Here is a 20,109-nt window from a genome sequence, read left to right on the forward strand (position 1 = left end):
ATCCTTATACCGGGAAGTACTGCAACCCGCAGCCCGCTAACTGCCTGAAAGATCAATACGTCTTACGCCATTGCTGCGTGGATGATCGGTCAGACAAAATTGGTCATTCCGTCAACATCCTTACTTAACCAGGATTTAACACGGAAAACAGCCTCATTATTCCACTGCTCGCCGGGTTATAGCAAGATGACTTTTACCAATTATCACCCGGTTACTCACAGTTTCTTCACTTCAGAATGGCGATTGGTTTAATAACCACCAAATCGGTTGCGCGAAACGGGGAGCAGGCCGGATAAAAGTAAATATAAGCATAGAAAAATGAGTGGCGCTAATGGCTGACGATATTTAGAATCGCCACCCATGAAAACAGAGACTCCAGCCGTAAAAATGGTTGCCATTGCCGAAGATGACGCGGGGCAACGTATCGATAACTTTTTGCGCACCCAGTTGAAAGGTGTGCCAAAGAGTATGATTTATCGCATCCTGCGTAAGGGCGAGGTGCGGGTTAACAAAAAACGCGTGAAGCCCGAGTACAAACTCGAAGCCGGTGACGAAGTGCGTATTCCGCCGGTGCGCGTGGCTGAGCGTGAAGAAGAGACCGTTTCACCAAAGCTGCAGAAAGTGGCGGCCCTGAGCGATGTCATCCTTTACGAAGATGACCACATTCTGGTGCTCAATAAACCGTCAGGAACGGCAGTCCATGGCGGTAGCGGTCTGAGCTTCGGCGTGATTGAAGGGCTGCGTGCCCTGCGTCCGGAAGCGCGCTTCCTTGAGCTGGTGCACCGTCTTGACCGTGACACTTCAGGCGTACTGCTGGTGGCGAAAAAGCGTTCCGCGCTGCGTTCGCTGCATGAACAGCTGCGTGAAAAAGGGATGCAGAAAGACTATCTGGCGCTGGTGCGCGGCCAGTGGCAGTCCCATGTAAAAGTGGTGCAGGCGCCGCTGCTGAAGAACATTCTGCAAAGCGGTGAACGCATTGTCCGCGTGAGCCAGGAAGGGAAACCGTCTGAGACGCGCTTTAAGGTTGAAGAGCGCTATGAGTTTGCCACGCTGGTGCGCTGCAGTCCGGTGACCGGTCGTACCCACCAGATCCGCGTGCATACGCAGTTTGCAGGGCACCCCATCGCCTTTGATGACCGCTATGGCGACCGCGAGTTTGATAAGCAGCTGGCGGGGACGGGACTGTCGCGTCTTTTCCTGCATGCGGCAGCGCTGAAGTTTACCCATCCGAATACCGGTGAAGTCATCCGTATTGAAGCGCCGCTGGATGAGCAGTTGAAACGCTGTCTTAAGGTTCTGCGCGGCTAAGGTAAACGCAAAACGGCAACGAATGTTGCCGTTTTTAATGTTTGCTCCCTCACCGTGGGAGAGTGCCGGGGTGAGGGCAGCAGGCCGCAGTGTAGTAGGCCCATGTAAGCGCAGCGCCACCCGGCGAAGGTCACACCGTCAACGGATTACACTCTTCTCGTCTTAACATCTGACACAAGGCAATCAGCGGTAACCCCACCAGCGTGTTGGGATCGCGACCGTCCAGCTTGTCGAACAGCGCAATCCCCAATCCTTCACTTTTAAAGCTCCCCGCACAGTTCAGCGGACGTTCCCGACGCACATAATCCACAATCTCTTGCTCGCTGAGATGGCGGAAGTGTACGTCGAACGGCTCACACTCGGTTTGCAGATGGCCTGACGCGGAGTTAAAGAGGGCCAGGCCCGTATAGAAGGTCACGATAGTACCGCGCGCACGCAGAAGCTGCTGGCAGGCGTTCTCCTCCGTATGGGGCTTGCCGGTGATTTCGCCGTCCAGCACGCAAACCTGATCGGAGCCTATAATCAAATGCGAAGGATAGCGTGTGGCCAGCGACTGCGCTTTCTCTTTAGCAAGACGCGTCACCAGATGGCGCGGTGACTCGCCCGGCTGTGGCGTCTCATCCACCTCTGGCGCGGCGCATTCAAACGGGATCCCGAGCTTTTCCAGCAGCATTCGGCGGTAGGGAGACGTGGAAGCAAGGACGAGATTTGGCATATTTTTATCACCAGATATAGCGTATCGATGCCAGCCATTTTAAACTACAGGCCGCAATGTGTGCGAATAATTGGCAAAAGGCAGCTCTGGTTGCCTTTTTCTTTGACTCTATGACGTTACAAAGTTAATATGCGCGCCCTATGCAAAAGGTAAAATTACCCCTGACTCTTGATCCGGTTCGTACGGCTCAAAAACGCCTCGATTACGAAGGTATCTATACTTCCGATCAGGCTGAGCGTATTGCCGAATCCGTAGTCAGTGTGGACAGTGATGTAGAATGCTCCATGTCGTTCGCTATCGACAACCAGCGTCTCGCCGTTTTAACCGGTGATGCAAAGGTGACGGTAACGCTCGAGTGTCAGCGTTGCGGGAAACCGTTTGTACAGCATGTTCACACAACGTATTGTTTCAGTCCGGTTCGTTCTGACGAACAGGCTGAAGCACTCCCGGAAGCGTATGAGCCGATTGAGGTTAACGAATTCGGTGAAATCGATCTTCTGGCTCTGGTTGAAGATGAAATCATCCTCACCTTGCCAGTGGTTCCGGTGCATGATTCTGAACACTGTGAAGTGTCCGAGGCGGACATGGTCTTTGGGGAACTGCCTGATGAAGCGCAAAAACCAAACCCATTTGCCGTATTAGCCAGCTTAAAGCGTAAGTAATTGAGGAGTAAGGTCCATGGCCGTACAACAGAATAAACCAACCCGTTCCAAACGTGGCATGCGTCGTTCCCATGACGCGCTGACTGCAGTTACCAGCCTGTCTGTAGACAAGACTTCTGGTGAGAAACACCTGCGTCACCACATCACCGCTGACGGTTTCTACCGCGGCCGCAAGGTTATCACTAAGTAATCACGCGCAAGCGTGATTAGGCTTAGTGAGGATTTCCCCGTGCAAACGGGGAATTTACCGAACCAGGCTGCGACGATACCTTGACACGTCTAACCCTGGCGTTAGATGTCATGGGGGGAGATTTTGGCCCTTCCGTGACAGTGCCTGCAGCATTGCAGGCACTGAATTCTAATTCGCAACTCACACTTCTTTTAGTCGGCAATCCCGACGCAATCACGCCATTACTCGCAAAAGCTGACTTTGAACAACGTTCGCGTCTGCAGATTATTCCTGCGCAGTCAGTTATTGCCAGTGATGCCCGACCTTCGCAGGCTATTCGCAATAGTCGTGGCAGCTCTATGCGGGTAGCGCTGGAGCTGGTGAAAGAAGGGCGAGCTCAGGCTTGCGTCAGCGCGGGGAATACCGGCGCGCTGATGGGGCTGTCGAAATTACTGCTCAAACCTATTGAAGGTATTGAGCGTCCGGCGCTGGTGACGGTGTTACCGCATCAGCAGAAGGGCAAGACGGTGGTGCTCGATTTGGGCGCTAACGTCGACTGTGATAGTACTATGCTGGCTCAGTTTGCCGTGATGGGATCGGTGCTGGCAGAAGAAGTCGTCGGGATCAACACTCCCCGTGTTGCGTTACTGAACATTGGTGAAGAAGAGACCAAAGGCCTGGACAGCATTCGCGAAGCGGCTGAATTGCTCAAACAGGTTCCCTCCATCAACTATATTGGTTATCTCGAAGCCAATGAGTTGTTGACGGGGAAAACGGATGTTCTGGTGTGCGATGGCTTCACCGGAAACGTAACGTTGAAGACCATGGAAGGGGTCGTGCGCATGTTTCTTTCTCTGCTGAAATCTCAGGGAGAAGGCAAAAAAAGCGCCTGGTGGCTGATTTTATTGAAGCGTTGGTTACAAAAGAGCCTGACGCGGCGATTCAGTCACCTCAACCCCGACCAGTATAATGGCGCCTGTCTGTTAGGATTGCGCGGCATCGTGATTAAGAGTCATGGCGCCGCCAATCAGCGAGCATTTGCTGTCGCGATTGAACAGGCAGTGCAGGCGGTGCAGCGACAAGTCCCTCAGCGGATTGCCGCTCGCCTGGAATCTGTATTAGCTAAAAGTGACTGAGCGTACATGTATACGAAGATTTTAGGTACCGGCAGCTACCTGCCAAAACAGGTGCGTACCAACGCCGATCTGGAAAAAATGGTAGATACGTCTGACGAGTGGATTGTCACGCGCACAGGTATCCGTGAACGTCGTATTGCCGCGCCAGACGAAACCGTGTCGACCATGGGTTACGAAGCCGCACAGCGTGCTATCGAAATGGCGGGCATTGATAAAGAACAGATTGGTTTGATCGTGGTCGCCACGACGTCTGCCACGCACGCTTTCCCAAGCGCGGCGTGCCAGGTGCAAAATATGCTCGGCATTAAAGGCTGTCCGGCGTTTGACGTCGCTGCCGCGTGCGCAGGTTTCACCTATGCGCTGAGCGTTGCCGATCAGTACGTGAAATCCGGTGCCGTTAAATATGCGCTGGTGATCGGTGCTGACGTGCTGGCGCGCACCTGCGATCCTACCGATCGTGGAACGATCATTATTTTTGGTGATGGTGCGGGCGCGGTGCTGCTGGGGCAGTCCGAAGAGCCGGGTATCATCTCGACGCATCTGCATGCTGATGGCAGCTACGGCGAACTGTTGACCCTGCCTAACGCCGATCGCGTTAATCCGGACAACTCGATTTACCTGACGATGGCAGGGAACGAGGTGTTCAAGGTGGCGGTGACTGAGCTTGCGCACATCGTTGATGAAACGCTGGAAGCGAATAACCTTGAACGCTCCGCGCTCGACTGGCTGGTGCCGCATCAGGCGAACCTGCGTATCATCAGCGCGACCGCGAAAAAGCTGGGCATGTCGATGGATAACGTTGTGGTGACGCTGGATCGTCATGGCAACACCTCTGCGGCGTCGGTACCGTGCGCATTTGATGAAGCGGTACGCGATGGACGAATCAAACGGGGCCAGCTGGTCTTGCTTGAAGCCTTCGGTGGCGGGTTCACCTGGGGTTCCGCGCTGGTTCGTTTCTAGGATAAGGAATAAAAAATGACGCAATTTGCTTTTGTGTTCCCGGGCCAGGGCTCTCAAACCGTTGGGATGTTGTCTGAAATGGCAGCAACCTATCCGGTCATTGAAGAGACTTTCCGTGAAGCTTCTGATGCACTGGGTTATGATTTATGGGCGCTGACCCAGCAGGGGCCGGCCGAAGAGCTGAACAAAACCTGGCAGACCCAGCCCGCGCTGCTGACCGCGTCCGTTGCGCTGTGGCGTGTCTGGCAGCAGCAGGGCGGTAAAGCCCCCGCGCTGCTCGCGGGTCACAGCCTGGGCGAATACTCTGCGCTGGTGTGTGCCGGTGTGATCGCGTTTGCTGACGCGGTACGTCTGGTGGAACTGCGCGGCAAATTCATGCAGGAAGCGGTGCCGGAAGGCACGGGCGGTATGTCTGCCATCATCGGTCTGGATGACGCTGCAATTGCAAAAGCATGTGAAGAATCTGCTGAAGGCCAGGTGGTCTCTCCGGTTAACTTCAACTCGCCGGGCCAGGTGGTTATTGCCGGCCATAAAGAAGCGGTTGAACGTGCAGGTGCGGCCTGTAAAGCTGCGGGTGCTAAACGTGCGCTGCCGCTGCCGGTCAGCGTGCCGTCTCACTGTGCGCTGATGAAGCCTGCCGCCGAGAAACTGGCGGTTGAGCTGGAAAAAATTACGTTTAACGCACCGACGATTTCCGTTGTGAACAACGTCGATGTGAAATGCGAAACCACGCCGGAAGCTATCCGCGACGCGCTGGTTCGCCAGCTCTACAGCCCGGTACAGTGGACCAAAACCGTTGAGTTTATGGCCTCTCAGGGCGTTGAGCATCTGTATGAAGTCGGCCCAGGTAAGGTCCTCACCGGTCTGACAAAACGTATTGTTGACACCCTGACAGCCTCGGCGATTAACGAGCCGGAAGCGATGTCAGCGGCACTCTCGCAATAAAAGAGGAATACCATGAGTTTTGAAGGAAAAATCGCCCTGGTCACTGGCGCAAGCCGCGGTATCGGGCGTGCAATTGCCGAAACACTGGTTGCGCGCGGCGCGAAGGTGATTGGTACAGCAACCAGCGAGAATGGCGCTCAGGCCATCAGCGAGTATCTGGGTGCAAACGGTAAAGGTCTGGTACTGAATGTGACTGAACCTGCATCTATCGAATCTGTTCTGGAAAATATTCGCGCAGAGTTTGGCGAAGTGGATATTCTGGTAAACAATGCCGGGATCACTCGCGATAACCTGTTAATGCGAATGAAAGACGACGAGTGGAACGATATCATCGAAACCAACCTGTCATCTGTATTCCGTCTGTCAAAAGCGGTAATGCGCGCTATGATGAAAAAGCGTCATGGTCGTATTATCACTGTCGGTTCTGTGGTTGGTACCATGGGAAATGCTGGTCAGGCTAACTACGCTGCGGCGAAAGCCGGTCTGATTGGTTTCAGTAAGTCGCTGGCGCGTGAAGTTGCGTCCCGCGGTATTACGGTAAACGTTGTTGCTCCGGGCTTTATTGAAACGGACATGACGCGTGCGCTGACTGATGAGCAGCGTGCGGGTACGCTGGCGGCAGTTCCGGCGGGTCGTCTTGGCGACCCTAAAGAAATCGCCAGTGCGGTTGCATTTTTAGCCTCTGACGAAGCGGGTTACATCACTGGTGAGACCCTCCACGTCAACGGCGGGATGTATATGGTTTAACCACGATGAAAAATATTTGCGTTATTAGGGCGAATGGCCTCAAAATAACGTAAAATCGTGGTACGAACTGCCGGGATTTAGTTGCAAATTTTTCAACATTTTATACACTACGAAAACCATCGCGAAAGCGAGTTTTGATAGGAAATTTAAGAGTATGAGCACTATCGAAGAACGCGTTAAGAAAATTATCGGCGAACAGCTGGGCGTTAAGCAGGAAGAAGTTGTGAACTCCGCTTCCTTCGTTGAAGACCTGGGCGCAGATTCTCTTGACACCGTTGAGCTGGTAATGGCTCTGGAAGAAGAGTTTGATACTGAGATTCCGGACGAAGAAGCTGAGAAGATCACCACCGTTCAGGCTGCCATTGATTACATCAACGGTCACCAGGCGTAAGTGAACATCTCCAGGCGGTCATTCGACCGCCTGAGTTTTATCTTTTTTAGTCCCACGAATCTCTTTTTTTATCCCTCCCTGGAGGACAAACGTGTCTAAGCGTCGTGTAGTTGTGACCGGACTTGGCATGTTGTCTCCTGTCGGCAATACCGTAGAGTCCACCTGGAAAGCTCTCCTTGCCGGTCAGAGCGGCATCAGCCTAATCGACCATTTCGATACTAGCGCCTATGCAACGAAATTTGCTGGCTTAGTAAAGGATTTTAACTGTGAAGAGATCATCTCGCGTAAAGAACAGCGCAAGATGGATGCCTTCATTCAATATGGAATTGTCGCTGGCGTTCAGGCCATGCAGGATTCTGGCCTTGTGATTACGGAAGAGAACGCAACCCGTATCGGCGCCGCTATCGGCTCCGGGATTGGCGGTCTTGGCCTGATCGAGGAAAACCATACATCTCTGATGAATGGCGGCCCGCGTAAGATCAGCCCGTTCTTCGTTCCGTCCACGATTGTTAACATGGTGGCAGGTCACCTGACCATCATGTTTGGCCTGCGTGGGCCAAGCATTTCTATCGCCACCGCCTGTACGTCTGGCGTACATAACATCGGCCAGGCCGCGCGCATTATTGCGTACGGCGATGCAGATGCTATGGTTGCGGGCGGTGCTGAAAAAGCCAGTACCCCGCTGGGTGTTGGCGGTTTCGGTGCGGCGCGTGCGCTGTCTACCCGTAATGATAACCCGCAGGCGGCGAGCCGTCCGTGGGATAAAGACCGTGACGGCTTCGTGCTGGGCGACGGGGCGGGCATGATCGTACTGGAAGAGTACGAACACGCGAAAAAACGCGGTGCGAAAATTTATGCTGAAATCGTTGGTTTCGGCATGAGCAGCGATGCTTATCACATGACGTCTCCTCCTGAGAACGGCGCGGGTGCTGCGCTGGCGATGGAAAACGCGATCCGTGATGCGGGTATTACCCCAGCACAAATTGGCTACGTGAACGCGCACGGCACCTCTACGCCAGCAGGCGATAAAGCGGAAGCTCAGGCGGTTAAGTCTATCTTCGGCGAATCTGCCAGCCGCGTAATGGTGAGCTCCACGAAATCCATGACCGGTCACCTGTTGGGTGCGGCGGGTGCAGTAGAGTCAATCTACTCCATCCTTGCGCTGCGCGATCAGGCTGTTCCACCAACCATCAACCTGGATAACCCGGATGAAGGTTGCGATCTGGACTTCGTTCCTCACGAAGCGCGTCAGGTTAGCGGTATGGAGTACACCCTGTGTAACTCCTTCGGCTTCGGCGGTACCAACGGTTCTCTGATCTTCAAAAAGATCTGATCCTGACGTCCCGATAGCTTTTAAAAAGGTCCGCTTGCCGGGCCTTTTTTATTAAGCCTAATCTTCTTGTCGGCTGCATGACATCCTGCCAGACTAAATGCCCACGCATAAGGAGCCACCATGTTTTTAATCAATGGCCTTGAGCAGGACACGCTGCCTGCCAGCGACAGGGCGATACAGTTCGGTGATGGTTGCTTTACGACGGCGCGTATTCTGGATGGCGATGTCTGCCTGCTGGAGGCGCACATTCGACGTCTGCAGCATGGCTGTGAAAAGTTAATGATCCCCTTTACGCACTGGGACACACTGCGCCAGGAAATGTGCCTGCTGGCAACCGGGAAGGACACCGGCGTACTCAAAGTCATCATCAGCCGCGGCAGTGGTGGCCGGGGTTACAGCGCCGCATCGTGTATCAACCCAACGCGTATTCTCTCCGTTTCTGCTTATCCTGCGCATTATTCTCGCTGGCGAGAGGACGGCGTCACGCTGACGCTGAGCCCGGTTCGACTGGGACGGAACCCGATGCTGGCCGGGCTTAAGCATCTCAATCGCCTCGAGCAGGTGCTCATTCGTACTCATCTTGAACAGACGAACGCCGATGAGGCGCTGGTTCTTGACAGCGAAGGGTTCATTACGGAATGCTGTGCGGCTAATTTACTCTGGCGGCAGGGGGGAGAGGTGTTCACTCCGTCGCTGGAACACGCTGGCGTAAACGGGTTAATGCGTCAGTTTTGTCTGCAACAGCTGGCACGCTCTGGCTATCGCGTTGTCGAAGTTAGCGCAGGAGAAGCCGCGCTACAGACTGCCGATGAAGTCATCATCTGCAATGCGCTGATGCCTGTTGTACCCGTCCGTGCGTATGGCCAACAACGCTGGTCTTCGCGCGAGCTGTTTCAGTTTTTAGCCCCGATATGTGAGCAAACCAGATAGTCATGAAAAAAATGTTGCGCTTTGTCCTTATCCTCATCGTTGCGCTGGGCGTCGCTGGCGGAGCTGGCGTATGGAAAGTTCGCCAGCTGGCTGACAGCAAGATCCTGGTTAAAGACGAAACGATCTTTACCCTGAAAGCGGGAACCGGCCGTCAGGCGCTTGGGGAACAGCTCTATGGCGACAAGATTATCAATCGTCCACGGGTATTCCAGTGGTTATTGCGCGTGGAGCCTGAGCTGTCACATTTCAAAGCCGGTACCTATCGCTTTACGCCGGGAATGACCGTCAGAGAGATGCTGCAGCTGCTAGAAAGCGGCAAGGAAGCCCAGTTCCCCCTGCGATTTGTGGAAGGGATGCGCCTGAGCGATTACCTCAAACAGCTGCGCGATGCGCCGTATATTAAGCATACCCTGAAGGATGACAGCTATCAGACGGTGGCCGACGTGCTCAAGTTTGAGCATCCTGAGTGGGTGGAAGGCTGGTTCTGGCCGGACACCTGGATGTATACCGCAGGCACGACTGATGTGGCGATTCTTAAGCGGGCGCACAAAAAAATGGTCGCCGCCGTGGATGCCGCCTGGGAAGGGCGAATGGACGGGCTGCCGTATAAAGATCAAAACCAGTTTGTCACCATGGCCTCAATTATCGAGAAAGAGACCGCCGTTGCCGCCGAGCGCGATCGAGTGGCGTCAGTATTTATCAACCGTCTGCGCATCGGCATGCGTCTGCAAACCGACCCTACCGTTATCTACGGCATGGGCGAGAGCTATGCCGGCAAGATCTCAAGAAAAGATCTGGAGACGCCAACGGCGTATAATACCTACGTGATTAGCGGATTACCGCCAGGTCCGATTGCCACGCCGAGCGAAGCGTCGCTTAAAGCCGCCGCGCATCCGGCAAAAACACCGTATCTCTATTTTGTGGCTGATGGAAAAGGGGGACACACCTTTAACACCAACCTTGCCAGCCACAATCGCTCTGTTCAGGACTATCTGAAGGCACTTAAGGAAAAAAATGCGCAGTAAATACATTGTCATTGAAGGACTCGAAGGGGCGGGTAAAACTACCGCCCGCAACGTGGTGGTGGATACGCTAAAAGCGCTGGGCGTGGCGGACATGGTATTTACCCGCGAGCCGGGCGGCACGCAGCTGGCTGAAAAGCTGCGCAGCCTGGTGCTGGATATTAAATCCGTCGGTGACGAAGTTATCACTGACAAAGCCGAAGTGCTGATGTTCTACGCGGCGCGCGTTCAGCTGGTTGAGACGGTTATCAAACCTGCCCTGGCCGACGGCAAGTGGGTGATCGGTGACCGTCACGATCTGTCGACTCAGGCGTATCAGGGCGGAGGACGTGGTATCGACCAGACCATGCTGGCCACGCTGCGTAATGCCGTACTGGGGGATTTTCGCCCCGACCTGACGCTCTATCTGGATGTGACCCCGGAAGTGGGCCTCAAGCGTGCCCGCGCTCGCGGCGAGCTGGACCGCATTGAACAAGAGTCGTTTGATTTCTTTAACCGCACCCGTGCGCGCTATCTTGAACTTGCCGCACAGGACAGCTCAATTTGTACCATCGATGCGACGCAGTCCCTGGACGACGTCACGCGTGACATTCAGCATACCATTACGCAGTGGGTGCAGGAGCAGCAGGCATGAAATGGTATCCATGGTTGCGCCCACACTTTGAACAGCTGATCGGCAGCTATCAGGCGGGTCGGGGGCATCATGCGTTACTGATTCAGGCATTGCCAGGGATGGGTGATGATGCGTTGATTTATGCCATCACCCGTTTTCTGATGTGTCAGCAGCCGGAAGGGCACAAGAGCTGTGGTAAATGCCGTGGCTGTCAGCTGATGCAGGCGGGCACGCATCCTGACTACTACACCCTCGAGCCTGAGAAGGGCAAAAGCGCGCTCGGTATTGATGCCGTGCGGGAAGTCAGCGAAAAATTGTACGAGCACGCGCGACTGGGCGGCGCTAAAGTGGTCTGGCTCAAAGACGCCACACAGCTTACCGAGGCGGCGGCTAACGCCCTGCTGAAAACCCTGGAAGAGCCGCCGGTTAAAACGTGGTTTTTCCTCTCGTGTCGTGACCCGGGACGATTACTGGCGACGCTGCGCAGCCGCTGTCGTCTTTATCACCTTGCGGTGCCCCAGGAATCGTGGGCGCTGAGCTGGCTTGAACGAGAGGTGACAACGTCACCTGAGAGCGCGCTGACCGCCTTGCGCCTGAGCAGCGGCGCGCCCGCGGCGGCGCTGGCATTACTGCAGCCTGACGTCTGGTCAGAGCGAGAAACGCTCTGCCGGGCTGTTGAAACAGCACTGAATAATCACGACTGGCTAAGCGTATTGCCTGCGCTTAACAGCGATCGGGTCGTTGAGCGTCTGCACTGGCTGGCCTCGTTGCTGCTGGATGCACTCAAAATTCAGCAAGGGGCAACGCTGCTGACCAACCCGGACGCGTGGCCACTGGTGAATACGCTGGCGAACCGCCTCTCAGGGACGATTCTTCATGCGATGCTTCATGAAATTTGCCAGAGCCGAGAACTGCTTTTAACCGTGACGGGTCTTAATCGCGAGCTTTTACTGACCGACCAGTTACTGCGTATCGAACATTACCTGCAACCCGGCGTCACACCGCCTGTTTCCCATCTCTGAGAGAGACATTATGTTTTTAGTCGACTCACACTGCCATCTTGATGGCCTGGATTATCAATCCCTGCATAAAAACGTGGATGACGTGCTGGCAAAAGCCGCTGCCCGCGATGTGAAATTCTGTCTTGCGGTGGCAACCACGCTGCCGGGCTACCGCTCCATGCGTGAGCTGGTGGGCGTTCGCGATAACGTGATGTTCTCCTGCGGCGTGCATCCGCTGAATCAGGACGAGGCGTACGACGTTGAGGATCTGCGCCAACTGGCAGCAGAAGAGGGCGTGGTGGCGATGGGGGAAACCGGGCTGGACTATTTTTACACGCCGGAAACCAAACCGCGTCAGCAGGAGTCCTTCCGCAACCATATTCGCATTGGCCGGGAGCTGAACAAGCCGGTTATCGTCCACACCCGCGACGCGCGTGCGGATACCCTGGCGATCCTCCGGGAAGAAAACGTGACGGATTGCGGTGGCGTACTACACTGTTTCACAGAAGACAGAGAAACGGCGGGTAAGCTGCTTGATTTGGGGTTTTATATCTCGTTTTCGGGGATCGTGACGTTCCGTAACGCTGAGCAGCTGCGTGATGCTGCACGTTATGTTCCGCTCGATCGTATTCTGGTGGAGACCGATTCTCCGTATCTCGCACCGGTACCGCATCGCGGTAAAGAGAACCAGCCCGCTATGACGAGAGATGTGGCTGAGTACATGGCCGTACTGAAGGGCGTCAGCATTGATGAGCTGGCCCGCGTGACGACGGAAAACTTCTCCACGTTGTTCCATATCGACCCCGCCCGCCTGCAATCTGTCTGATACACCTGTTTTTTTTAGGCTCGTAATTAATAAGTAAAGCGAGTAAAGTTCACCGCCTCATTTGGGGCGGTGAGGGTGTTTTTAGACACATCCGGACATGCTTTTTGTAAATAACTGAAAGTTTTTCGACCGCCTTAAGCTGAAACGTGATAGCCGTCAAACAAACTCAGAGGGAATTATTTTACTCTGTGTAATAAATAAAGGGCGCTTAGATGTCCTGTCCACGGCACGGTACTCCCCCCGGGCCAATGCGTGAAAGCGTAAAAAAAGCACAAATACTCAGGAGCACTCTCAATTATGTTTAAGAATGCATTTGCTAACCTGCAAAAGGTCGGTAAATCGCTGATGCTGCCAGTATCCGTACTGCCTATTGCAGGTATCCTGCTGGGTGTCGGTTCTGCTAACTTCAGCTGGCTGCCAGCCGTAGTGTCCCACGTGATGGCCGAAGCAGGCGGTTCTGTCTTTGCTAACATGCCGCTGATCTTCGCGATCGGTGTGGCTCTGGGCTTCACCAATAACGACGGCGTTTCTGCGCTGGCTGCAGTGGTTGCCTACGGCATCATGGTGAAAACCATGGCTGTGGTTGCGCCGCTGGTTCTGCATTTACCGGCAGAAGAGATTGCCGCGAAACACCTGGCGGACACCGGTGTTCTGGGCGGTATCATCTCCGGTGCGATTGCAGCGTATATGTTCAACCGCTTCTATCGCATCAAGCTGCCTGAGTATCTGGGCTTCTTCGCGGGCAAGCGTTTCGTTCCGATCATCTCTGGTCTGGCAGCGATTTTCACTGGCGTGATCCTGTCCTTCATCTGGCCACCAATCGGCTCCGCTATCCAGACCTTCTCTCAGTGGGCTGCTTACCAGAACCCGGTTGTGGCGTTTGGTATCTACGGCTTCATCGAGCGTTGCCTGGTGCCATTCGGTCTGCACCACATCTGGAACGTTCCATTCCAGATGCAGATTGGTGAATTCACCAACGCAGCAGGCCAGGTATTCCACGGCGATATCCCACGTTACATGGCGGGTGACCCAACTGCAGGTAAACTGTCTGGTGGCTTCCTGTTCAAAATGTACGGTCTGCCTGCAGCGGCGATTGCTATCTGGCACTCTGCGAAGCCAGAGAACCGTGCAAAAGTGGGCGGTATCATGATCTCCGCAGCGCTGACCTCGTTCCTGACCGGTATCACCGAGCCGATCGAGTTCTCCTTCATGTTCGTTGCGCCGATCCTGTACGTTATCCACGCGATTCTGGCGGGCCTGGCGTTCCCAATCTGTATTCTGCTGGGTATGCGTGACGGTACGTCCTTCTCTCACGGCCTGATCGACTTCATCGTTCTGTCCGGTAACAGCAGCAAACTGTGGCTGTTCCCAATCGTCGGTGCGTGCTATGCGGTTGTGTACTACACCATCTTCCGCGTGCTGATTAAAGCACTGGACCTGAAAACCCCAGGCCGTGAAGATGCGACAGAAGACAGCAAAGCTGGCGCGACCAGCGAAATGGCTCCTGCACTGGTTGCCGCGTTCGGTGGTAAAGAGAACATCACTAACCTGGACGCGTGCATCACTCGTCTGCGTGTGAGCGTTGCCGACGTCGCGAAAGTAGACCAGCCGGGTCTGAAAAAACTGGGCGCAGCGGGCGTAGTTGTTGCAGGTTCTGGTGTACAGGCAATCTTCGGTACCAAATCCGATAACCTGAAAACCGAAATGGATGAGTACATCCGCAGCAACTAAGTTGTGACCTGGGGAGACTAAGGCAGCCGAATGGCTGCCTTTTTTATTTGTGTCGTAAAAAACGCCACTGAGACGCGCAAGCGGTCACTCTTCACTCAGCTGATGAACATTCAGGAAAGAAATCGAGGGAGGAGGTTGAAAGGACAGGAGAAACTCGCTCATACTCTTGAATTGTGTCACACACCGATCCCGGGAGTGTGTTTACAGCGGACGCATTGCGCCAGATTAAACAAAAAAGGAAAAGGTCATGGCTGAAGAAACGATTTTCAGTAAAATTATCCGCCGCGAAATTCCGTCGGATATCGTCTATCAGGATGAACTGGTGACGGCTTTCCGGGACATTTCCCCTCAGGCCCCGACGCACATCCTTATCATTCCCAATATTCTGATTCCGACTGTAAACGACGTAAAAACCGAGCATGAAGTGGCGTTAGGTCGTATGCTGACGGTGGCCGCGAAAATCGCTGAACAGGAAGGGATTGCAGAAGACGGTTACCGTCTGATCATGAACTGCAACCGTCATGGTGGCCAGGAAGTGTATCATATTCACATGCATCTGCTGGGTGGACGTCCTCTGGGGCCGATGCTGGCACATAAAGGTCTTTGACATGCGTAAGGGGCGTATTGCAGCGCTGGTAGTGACGATGATGATTGTGGGGTGCAGCACGCGCCCGGCGATCCCCGTGAACGATGAACAGACGCTGGTCATGGAATCCTCCGTGCTTGCCGCGGGCATCACGGCGCAACAGCCCGCGCTGACCATCAGTGAAATCAACTCATCTGCCTCCTCTACGCTCTTTAATGAAAGACACGAACCCGTGACGGTCCACTACCGTTTTTTCTGGTATGACGTAAGAGGTCTCGAAATGCATCCGCTGGAGGCGCCGCGCAGCGTCACCATTCCGGCCAGGTCGTCGGTAACGCTCTATGGCAGCGCCAACTATCTGGGTGCGCATAAGGTGAGACTTTATCTTTATCTCTGAGGAGTGAACCTTGATTAAAAACTTGAGCCGCTATGCGCTCGTGACAGCTTTCGCGCTGTTCCTGGCAGGGTGTGTGACCCGAACTGAACAGCCTGCGCCTGTGGAAGAGGCGAAACCGGGCACAGAACAGCCGACGCAGCCAACGCAGCCGCAGCCAACCGTGCCGTCCGTACCGTCTATACCGGCGCAGCCTGGCCCGATTGAGCATCCGGACCAGACGTCGCAGCCTGCACCGCGCGTGCGCCACTACGACTGGAACGGGGCAATGCAGCCGATGGTCGGTAAAATGCTGCAGGCGCAGGGCGTGACGGCGGGCAGCGTATTGCTGGTCGACAGCGTCAACAACCGTACCAACGGTTCACTGAACGCGGGCGAAGCGACAGAAACCCTGCGCAATGCTCTGGCTAACAACGGCAAGTTTACGCTGGTCTCGGCTCAGCAGCTCGCGGTAGCTAAACAGCAGCTGGGCCTGTCGCCGCAGGATAGTCTCGGCACACGCAGCAAGGCGATCGGCATTGCCCGTAACGTTGGCGCACAGTATGTGCTTTACTCTAACGCCACCGGTAATGTGAATACCCCAGCCCTGCAGATGCAGCTGATGCTGGTTCAGACAGGCGAAATTATCTGGTCAGGTAAAGGTGCGGTTACGCAACAATGACAGCACGCGTGAAGAGATTCTGACGCGCTATTTTCCTCAGTACCGCATTGTCGCGCCGCAGGCCCACTCCGGGCTTGGCGGCGCGAGTTGCATTCTAGCGCAGGGCGAACACCGTCTGGTCTTGCGGCAGAATCACGATCCCTACGCGCCTGCCTCCCATTTTCGTCGTCAGTTTCGTGCCCTGAGACGTCTTCCGTCAGATCTCGTGCCTGCTCCTCGTTTTTTCAGACAGGGCTGGATGGCCGTCGACTATCTGGACGGTGACGTTAAAAGCGCGCTGCCGGACACGCCGGCGCTCGCGGCGATGCTGTATCATCTGCATCGGCAGCCACGTCTGGGATGGCGAATCACGTTATACCCGCTGCTGGAACGCTACTGGCAGCAGGCCGCGCCTGACAGACGCACCCCAATGTGGCTGGCACATCTCAAGCAGCTGCGTAAAACGGGCGAGCCGCAGCCGATTCGGCTCGCGCCGCTGCACATGGATGTTCATGCCGGGAATATTGTTCATACGCCAGCGGGCATCAGGCTTATCGACTGGGAGTATGCCGGAGATGGCGATGTGGCGCTGGAACTGGCGGCAGTCTGGACGGAGAGTGACGCCGCGCGGCAAATGCTCATCAGGGACTACGCCCAGGTGGCTCATATTGACCCCGAGGCGCTGAGGCGTCAGGTCAGATGCTGGCGACCCTGGGTCGTCATGTTAATGGCTGGCTGGTTTGAAATGCGCTATCGGCAGTCCAGAGACAAACACTTTATTGCGCTGGCAGACGATGCCTGGCGTCAGTTACAAACGAAAGGATAAGAGAGGTGGATGTGGGTCCAGTCATGTTGGATGTAGAAGGGTTTGAGCTGGATGCGGAGGAGCGTGAAATTCTGGCGCATCCGCTGGTGGGTGGCCTGATCCTGTTTACCCGCAACTATCACGATCCGGCGCAGCTGCGTGAGCTGGTGCGTCAGATCCGCGCCGCGTCGCGCAATCATCTGGTGGTCGCCGTCGATCAGGAAGGCGGCCGCGTGCAGCGTTTTCGCGAAGGGTTTACCCGCCTGCCGGCTGCCCAGTCTTTTGCCGCGCTGTTAGGCACGGAAGAGGGGGGGAAACTGGCGCAGGAAGCCGGCTGGCTGATGGCCAGCGAAATGATCGCCATGGATATCGACATCAGTTTTGCCCCGGTTCTGGACGTGGGGCATATCAGCGCCGCCATTGGCGAGCGTTCATACCATGAAGATCCGCGTATTGCGCTGGCCATGGCGACCCGGTTTATCGACGGTATGCACGATGCCGGAATGAAAACCACCGGGAAACACTTCCCGGGCCACGGCGCGGTGACGGCGGACTCACACAAAGAGACCCCGCGCGATCCGCGCCCGGAAGCGGAGATTCGCGCCAAAGATATGTCGGTGTTCAGGTCGCTGATCACCGACAACAAGCTGGATGCCATTATGCCCGCGCACGTGATTTACAGCGACGTCGACCCGCGTCCTGCCAGCGGTTCTCCGCACTGGCTGAAAACCGTTCTGCGTCAGGAGCTGGGCTTCAACGGCGTGATTTTCTCTGACGATTTGTCGATGGAAGGGGCCGCGATCATGGGCAGCTACGCTGAACGCGGTCAGGCATCTCTGGATGCGGGTTGCGATATGATCCTGGTCTGCAATAATCGTAAAGGTGCCGTTAGCGTGCTGGATAACCTGTCGCCGATCAATGCAGAGCGTGTTACACAATTGTATCATAAAGGTTCATTTAGCCGTCAGGAGCTGATGGATTCGGCGCGCTGGAAGACGGTCAACGCCCGGCTTGAAGACCTGAATGAGCGCTGGCAGGCACATAAAGCCAGCCTGTAAACCCTCCCGGAAGGCGTAGCGTGGTGAGAAGACGATGATCATCTATTTACACGGTTTTGACTCAAACAGTCCTGGTAATCATGAGAAGGTGCTGCAGCTGCAGTTTATCGATCCGGATGTACGGTTGATCAGCTACAGCACGCGCCATCCGAAGCATGATATGCAGCATCTGCTCAAAGAGGTGGACAAGATGTTGCAGCTCAACGTCGACGATCGCCCGCTGATTTGCGGCGTGGGGCTGGGTGGCTACTGGGCGGAGCGGATTGGCTTCCTGTGCGACATTCGCCAGGTGGTGTTCAATCCTAACCTGTTCCCGAACGAGAACATGGAAGGCAAAATTGACCGCCCGGAAGAGTATGTCGATATTGCGACCAAGTGCGTCAGCAATTTTCGTGAGAAAAACCGCGACCGCTGCCTGGTGATCCTTTCACGTAATGATGAAGCGCTCAACAGCCATCGGGCAGCAGAACTGCTGCATCATTACTATGAGATCGTCTGGGACGAAGAACAGACCCACAAGTTCAAGAACATCTCCCCGCATCTGCAGCGTATCAAAGCGTTTAAAACGCTGGGTTAATCCCTTATCCGCAGGCGTCAAAGCCCGGCCGCGAAAGCGTACCGGGCTTTCTTTTTGACCAGAATTGTCTACTTTTAAGCCATCAAAACTTGATGCATATCAATTTTGGTATGACCAATGCGCCTGACGTGGTATTCTCAATGCACCTGAATGGTTTCAGTGCTGTAACCTGTTGTTAATTAAGGGTTATTTTTATAACTTTTAATTAACAATTGGTTAATAATTTGAGGGGGTCACGTTGACTACGCCATTGAAAAAGATAGTGATTGTAGGCGGTGGTGCTGGCGGGCTGGAGCTGGCTACACAGCTGGGCAAGAAGCTGGGTCGCGGTAAAAAAGCCAAAATTACGCTGGTGGATCGTAACCACAGCCACCTGTGGAAACCGCTGCTGCACGAAGTGGCGACCGGTTCTCTGGATGAGGGTGTGGACGCGCTCAGCTACCTGGCGCACGCGCGCAACCACCATTTCCAGTTCCAGCTGGGCTCGGTGGTGGACATCAACCGTGAAAGCAAAACCATCACTCTGGCAGAACTGCGTGATGAAAAAGGGGAGCTGCTGGTTCCTGAGCGCAAGCTGCCGTACGACACGCTGGTCATGGCGCTGGGCAGTACCTCCAACGACTTCAACACGCCGGGCGTGAAAGAGCACTGTATCTTCCTCGATAACCCGCACCAGGCGCGTCGTTTCCATCAGGAAATGCTGAACCTGTTCCTGAAGTACACCAGCAATATGGGTGCGAACGGTAAGGTGAATATCGCCATTGTTGGCGGCGGTGCGACGGGCGTTGAGCTGTCTGCGGAGCTGCACAATGCAGTGAAACAGCTGCACAGCTACGGTTACAAAGGGTTAACTAACGAAGCGCTGAACGTCACGCTGGTCGAAGCGGGTGAACGCATTCTGCCTGCGCTGCCTCCGCGTATTTCCGGTGCGGCGCACAATGAGCTCACCAAACTGGGCGTGCGGGTGCTGACGCAGACCATGGTGACCAGCGCCGACGAAGGCGGCCTGCACACCAAAGACGGCGAGTATATCAAAGCGGATCTGATGGTCTGGGCGGCAGGTATCAAAGCGCCTGACTTTATGAAAGAGATCGGCGGTCTGGAAACGAACCGCATTAACCAGCTGGTCACCGAGCCAACGCTGCAAACCACGCGTGACCCTGAAATCTTTGCTATCGGTGACTGTGCCTCCTGCGCGCGTCCTGAAGGTGGATTCGTGCCGCCGCGCGCGCAGGCCGCTCACCAGATGGCAAGCCTGGTGCTGCACAACATTCTGGCGCAGTACAAAGGCAAGCCAATGAAGGCCTATGTCTACAAAGACCATGGTTCTCTGGTGTCTCTGTCAAACTTCTCTACCGTCGGCAGCCTGATGGGCAACCTGATGCGCGGCTCAATGATGGTAGAAGGGCGCATTGCCCGCTTCGTGTATATCTCCCTGTACCGCATGCACCAGATTGCGCTGCACGGCTACTTCAAAACCGGGCTGATGATGCTGGTGGGCAGAATCAACCGCGTGATCCGTCCGCGTCTGAAGCTGCACTAATCTTTCACTCCCTCCGG

At 55.1% G+C, this 20,109-nt stretch carries 23 protein-coding genes; 22 read left to right on the forward strand and 1 reads right to left on the reverse strand.

The window, feature by feature from the left end; all coding sequences use genetic code 11:
• The first annotated feature begins 360 nt into the window (after positions 1-360).
• The gene (rluC, locus tag AC0TNG_RS23580; protein WP_024909023.1) at positions 361-1,308 is read left to right on the forward strand and encodes a 23S rRNA pseudouridine(955/2504/2580) synthase RluC; all 948 of its coding nucleotides are present in this window, start codon (positions 361-363) and stop codon (positions 1,306-1,308) included.
• Positions 1,309-1,438: 130 nt separating this feature from the next.
• Here the strand turns inward: rluC and AC0TNG_RS23585 are convergent, their stop codons facing one another.
• A complete protein-coding gene (locus AC0TNG_RS23585) occupies positions 1,439-2,023 on the reverse strand; it encodes a Maf family protein (protein WP_048990193.1) in 585 nt (194 codons plus the stop codon).
• A gap of 140 nt (positions 2,024-2,163) precedes the next feature.
• Here AC0TNG_RS23585 and yceD point away from each other — a divergent pair, with 140 nt between their 5' ends.
• From yceD to AC0TNG_RS23690, 21 genes are all read left to right on the forward strand, one after another.
• Positions 2,164-2,685: a 23S rRNA accumulation protein YceD gene (gene yceD / locus AC0TNG_RS23590; protein ID WP_014883375.1), complete on the forward strand. Its 522-nt coding sequence runs from the start codon at positions 2,164-2,166 to the stop codon at positions 2,683-2,685.
• 16 nt (positions 2,686-2,701) lie between these two features.
• Positions 2,702-2,875, forward strand: a complete 174-nt coding sequence (gene rpmF, locus AC0TNG_RS23595; protein ID WP_003857964.1) for a 50S ribosomal protein L32 — start codon at positions 2,702-2,704, stop codon at positions 2,873-2,875.
• Positions 2,876-2,955: 80 nt separating this feature from the next.
• Positions 2,956-3,990, forward strand: coding sequence for a phosphate acyltransferase PlsX (plsX, locus tag AC0TNG_RS23600; protein ID WP_024909025.1), 1,035 nt, complete (start codon positions 2,956-2,958; stop codon positions 3,988-3,990).
• 6 nt (positions 3,991-3,996) lie between these two features.
• Entirely contained in the window at positions 3,997-4,950 is a 954-nt protein-coding gene (locus AC0TNG_RS23605) for a beta-ketoacyl-ACP synthase III (protein ID WP_008500797.1), read from the forward strand.
• Positions 4,951-4,965: 15 nt separating this feature from the next.
• Entirely contained in the window at positions 4,966-5,895 is a 930-nt protein-coding gene (gene fabD / locus AC0TNG_RS23610) for an ACP S-malonyltransferase (protein WP_024909026.1), read from the forward strand.
• A gap of 12 nt (positions 5,896-5,907) precedes the next feature.
• Positions 5,908-6,642: a 3-oxoacyl-ACP reductase FabG gene (gene fabG / locus AC0TNG_RS23615; protein ID WP_008500795.1), complete on the forward strand. Its 735-nt coding sequence runs from the start codon at positions 5,908-5,910 to the stop codon at positions 6,640-6,642.
• A gap of 154 nt (positions 6,643-6,796) precedes the next feature.
• On the forward strand, positions 6,797-7,033 hold the full coding sequence (gene acpP, locus AC0TNG_RS23620) for an acyl carrier protein (protein ID WP_003857954.1): 237 nt from the start codon (positions 6,797-6,799) through the stop codon (positions 7,031-7,033).
• Between the two features lie 91 nt (positions 7,034-7,124).
• On the forward strand, positions 7,125-8,366 hold the full coding sequence (gene fabF, locus AC0TNG_RS23625) for a beta-ketoacyl-ACP synthase II (protein ID WP_024909028.1): 1,242 nt from the start codon (positions 7,125-7,127) through the stop codon (positions 8,364-8,366).
• 120 nt (positions 8,367-8,486) lie between these two features.
• Entirely contained in the window at positions 8,487-9,296 is an 810-nt protein-coding gene (gene pabC / locus AC0TNG_RS23630; RefSeq protein WP_267216708.1) for an aminodeoxychorismate lyase, read from the forward strand.
• A 2-nt stretch (positions 9,297-9,298) separates the two neighbouring features.
• Complete coding sequence (gene yceG / locus AC0TNG_RS23635; protein ID WP_032650855.1) at positions 9,299-10,321, forward strand: cell division protein YceG; 1,023 nt, start codon at positions 9,299-9,301, stop codon at positions 10,319-10,321.
• Entirely contained in the window at positions 10,311-10,952 is a 642-nt protein-coding gene (gene tmk / locus AC0TNG_RS23640; RefSeq protein ID WP_063144628.1) for a dTMP kinase, read from the forward strand. The genes yceG and tmk overlap by 11 nt, the downstream gene beginning before the upstream one ends.
• Positions 10,949-11,953 (forward strand): DNA polymerase III subunit delta', encoded by a 1,005-nt coding sequence (gene holB, locus AC0TNG_RS23645; protein WP_024909032.1) that lies wholly within the window; start codon positions 10,949-10,951, stop codon positions 11,951-11,953. Before tmk ends, holB begins: the two co-directional genes overlap by 4 nt.
• Before the next feature lie 10 nt (positions 11,954-11,963).
• On the forward strand, positions 11,964-12,758 hold the full coding sequence (locus AC0TNG_RS23650; RefSeq protein ID WP_024909033.1) for a metal-dependent hydrolase: 795 nt from the start codon (positions 11,964-11,966) through the stop codon (positions 12,756-12,758).
• A gap of 297 nt (positions 12,759-13,055) precedes the next feature.
• Positions 13,056-14,489, forward strand: a complete 1,434-nt coding sequence (gene ptsG, locus AC0TNG_RS23655; protein ID WP_023311158.1) for a PTS glucose transporter subunit IIBC — start codon at positions 13,056-13,058, stop codon at positions 14,487-14,489.
• Positions 14,490-14,736: 247 nt separating this feature from the next.
• The gene (gene hinT, locus AC0TNG_RS23660) at positions 14,737-15,096 is read left to right on the forward strand and encodes a purine nucleoside phosphoramidase (RefSeq protein ID WP_006809243.1); all 360 of its coding nucleotides are present in this window, start codon (positions 14,737-14,739) and stop codon (positions 15,094-15,096) included.
• 1 nt (position 15,097) lies between these two features.
• Positions 15,098-15,472, forward strand: a complete 375-nt coding sequence (locus tag AC0TNG_RS23665; RefSeq protein ID WP_024909034.1) for a YcfL family putative periplasmic lipoprotein — start codon at positions 15,098-15,100, stop codon at positions 15,470-15,472.
• Between the two features lie 10 nt (positions 15,473-15,482).
• Positions 15,483-16,130 carry a penicillin-binding protein activator LpoB gene (gene lpoB, locus AC0TNG_RS23670; RefSeq protein WP_024909035.1) on the forward strand — a complete coding sequence of 216 codons (648 nt, stop codon included), beginning with the start codon at positions 15,483-15,485 and terminating at the stop codon, positions 16,128-16,130.
• Positions 16,111-16,935, forward strand: a complete 825-nt coding sequence (gene thiK / locus AC0TNG_RS23675) for a thiamine kinase (RefSeq protein ID WP_473713178.1) — start codon at positions 16,111-16,113, stop codon at positions 16,933-16,935. The genes lpoB and thiK overlap by 20 nt, the downstream gene beginning before the upstream one ends.
• Positions 16,936-16,946: 11 nt before the next feature.
• The gene (gene nagZ / locus AC0TNG_RS23680) at positions 16,947-17,972 is read left to right on the forward strand and encodes a beta-N-acetylhexosaminidase (protein WP_024909037.1); all 1,026 of its coding nucleotides are present in this window, start codon (positions 16,947-16,949) and stop codon (positions 17,970-17,972) included.
• Between the two features lie 34 nt (positions 17,973-18,006).
• Positions 18,007-18,549, forward strand: coding sequence for an alpha/beta hydrolase YcfP (ycfP, locus tag AC0TNG_RS23685; protein ID WP_008500781.1), 543 nt, complete (start codon positions 18,007-18,009; stop codon positions 18,547-18,549).
• Positions 18,550-18,787: 238 nt separating this feature from the next.
• Positions 18,788-20,092, forward strand: a complete 1,305-nt coding sequence (locus AC0TNG_RS23690; protein WP_024909038.1) for an NAD(P)/FAD-dependent oxidoreductase — start codon at positions 18,788-18,790, stop codon at positions 20,090-20,092.
• Positions 20,093-20,109 lie beyond the last annotated feature (17 nt).

The sequence above is a fragment of the Enterobacter sp. PL_is514 genome (assembly GCF_055816715.1).

Excerpts from the sequence above, each read along its gene's own strand:
- rluC (WP_024909023.1), top strand. The coding sequence starts at position 361 with ATGAAAACAGAGACTCCAGCCGTAAAAATGGTTGCCATTGCCGAAGAT.
- AC0TNG_RS23585 (WP_048990193.1), bottom strand. The coding sequence starts at position 2,023 with ATGCCAAATCTCGTCCTTGCTTCCACGTCTCCCTACCGCCGAATGCTG.
- yceD (WP_014883375.1), top strand. The coding sequence starts at position 2,164 with ATGCAAAAGGTAAAATTACCCCTGACTCTTGATCCGGTTCGTACGGCT.
- rpmF (WP_003857964.1), top strand. The coding sequence starts at position 2,702 with ATGGCCGTACAACAGAATAAACCAACCCGTTCCAAACGTGGCATGCGT.
- AC0TNG_RS23605 (WP_008500797.1), top strand. The coding sequence starts at position 3,997 with ATGTATACGAAGATTTTAGGTACCGGCAGCTACCTGCCAAAACAGGTG.
- fabD (WP_024909026.1), top strand. The coding sequence starts at position 4,966 with ATGACGCAATTTGCTTTTGTGTTCCCGGGCCAGGGCTCTCAAACCGTT.
- fabG (WP_008500795.1), top strand. The coding sequence starts at position 5,908 with ATGAGTTTTGAAGGAAAAATCGCCCTGGTCACTGGCGCAAGCCGCGGT.
- acpP (WP_003857954.1), top strand. The coding sequence starts at position 6,797 with ATGAGCACTATCGAAGAACGCGTTAAGAAAATTATCGGCGAACAGCTG.
- pabC (WP_267216708.1), top strand. The coding sequence starts at position 8,487 with ATGTTTTTAATCAATGGCCTTGAGCAGGACACGCTGCCTGCCAGCGAC.
- yceG (WP_032650855.1), top strand. The coding sequence starts at position 9,299 with ATGAAAAAAATGTTGCGCTTTGTCCTTATCCTCATCGTTGCGCTGGGC.
- tmk (WP_063144628.1), top strand. The coding sequence starts at position 10,311 with ATGCGCAGTAAATACATTGTCATTGAAGGACTCGAAGGGGCGGGTAAA.
- holB (WP_024909032.1), top strand. The coding sequence starts at position 10,949 with ATGAAATGGTATCCATGGTTGCGCCCACACTTTGAACAGCTGATCGGC.
- AC0TNG_RS23650 (WP_024909033.1), top strand. The coding sequence starts at position 11,964 with ATGTTTTTAGTCGACTCACACTGCCATCTTGATGGCCTGGATTATCAA.
- ptsG (WP_023311158.1), top strand. The coding sequence starts at position 13,056 with ATGTTTAAGAATGCATTTGCTAACCTGCAAAAGGTCGGTAAATCGCTG.
- hinT (WP_006809243.1), top strand. The coding sequence starts at position 14,737 with ATGGCTGAAGAAACGATTTTCAGTAAAATTATCCGCCGCGAAATTCCG.
- AC0TNG_RS23665 (WP_024909034.1), top strand. The coding sequence starts at position 15,098 with ATGCGTAAGGGGCGTATTGCAGCGCTGGTAGTGACGATGATGATTGTG.
- ycfP (WP_008500781.1), top strand. The coding sequence starts at position 18,007 with ATGATCATCTATTTACACGGTTTTGACTCAAACAGTCCTGGTAATCAT.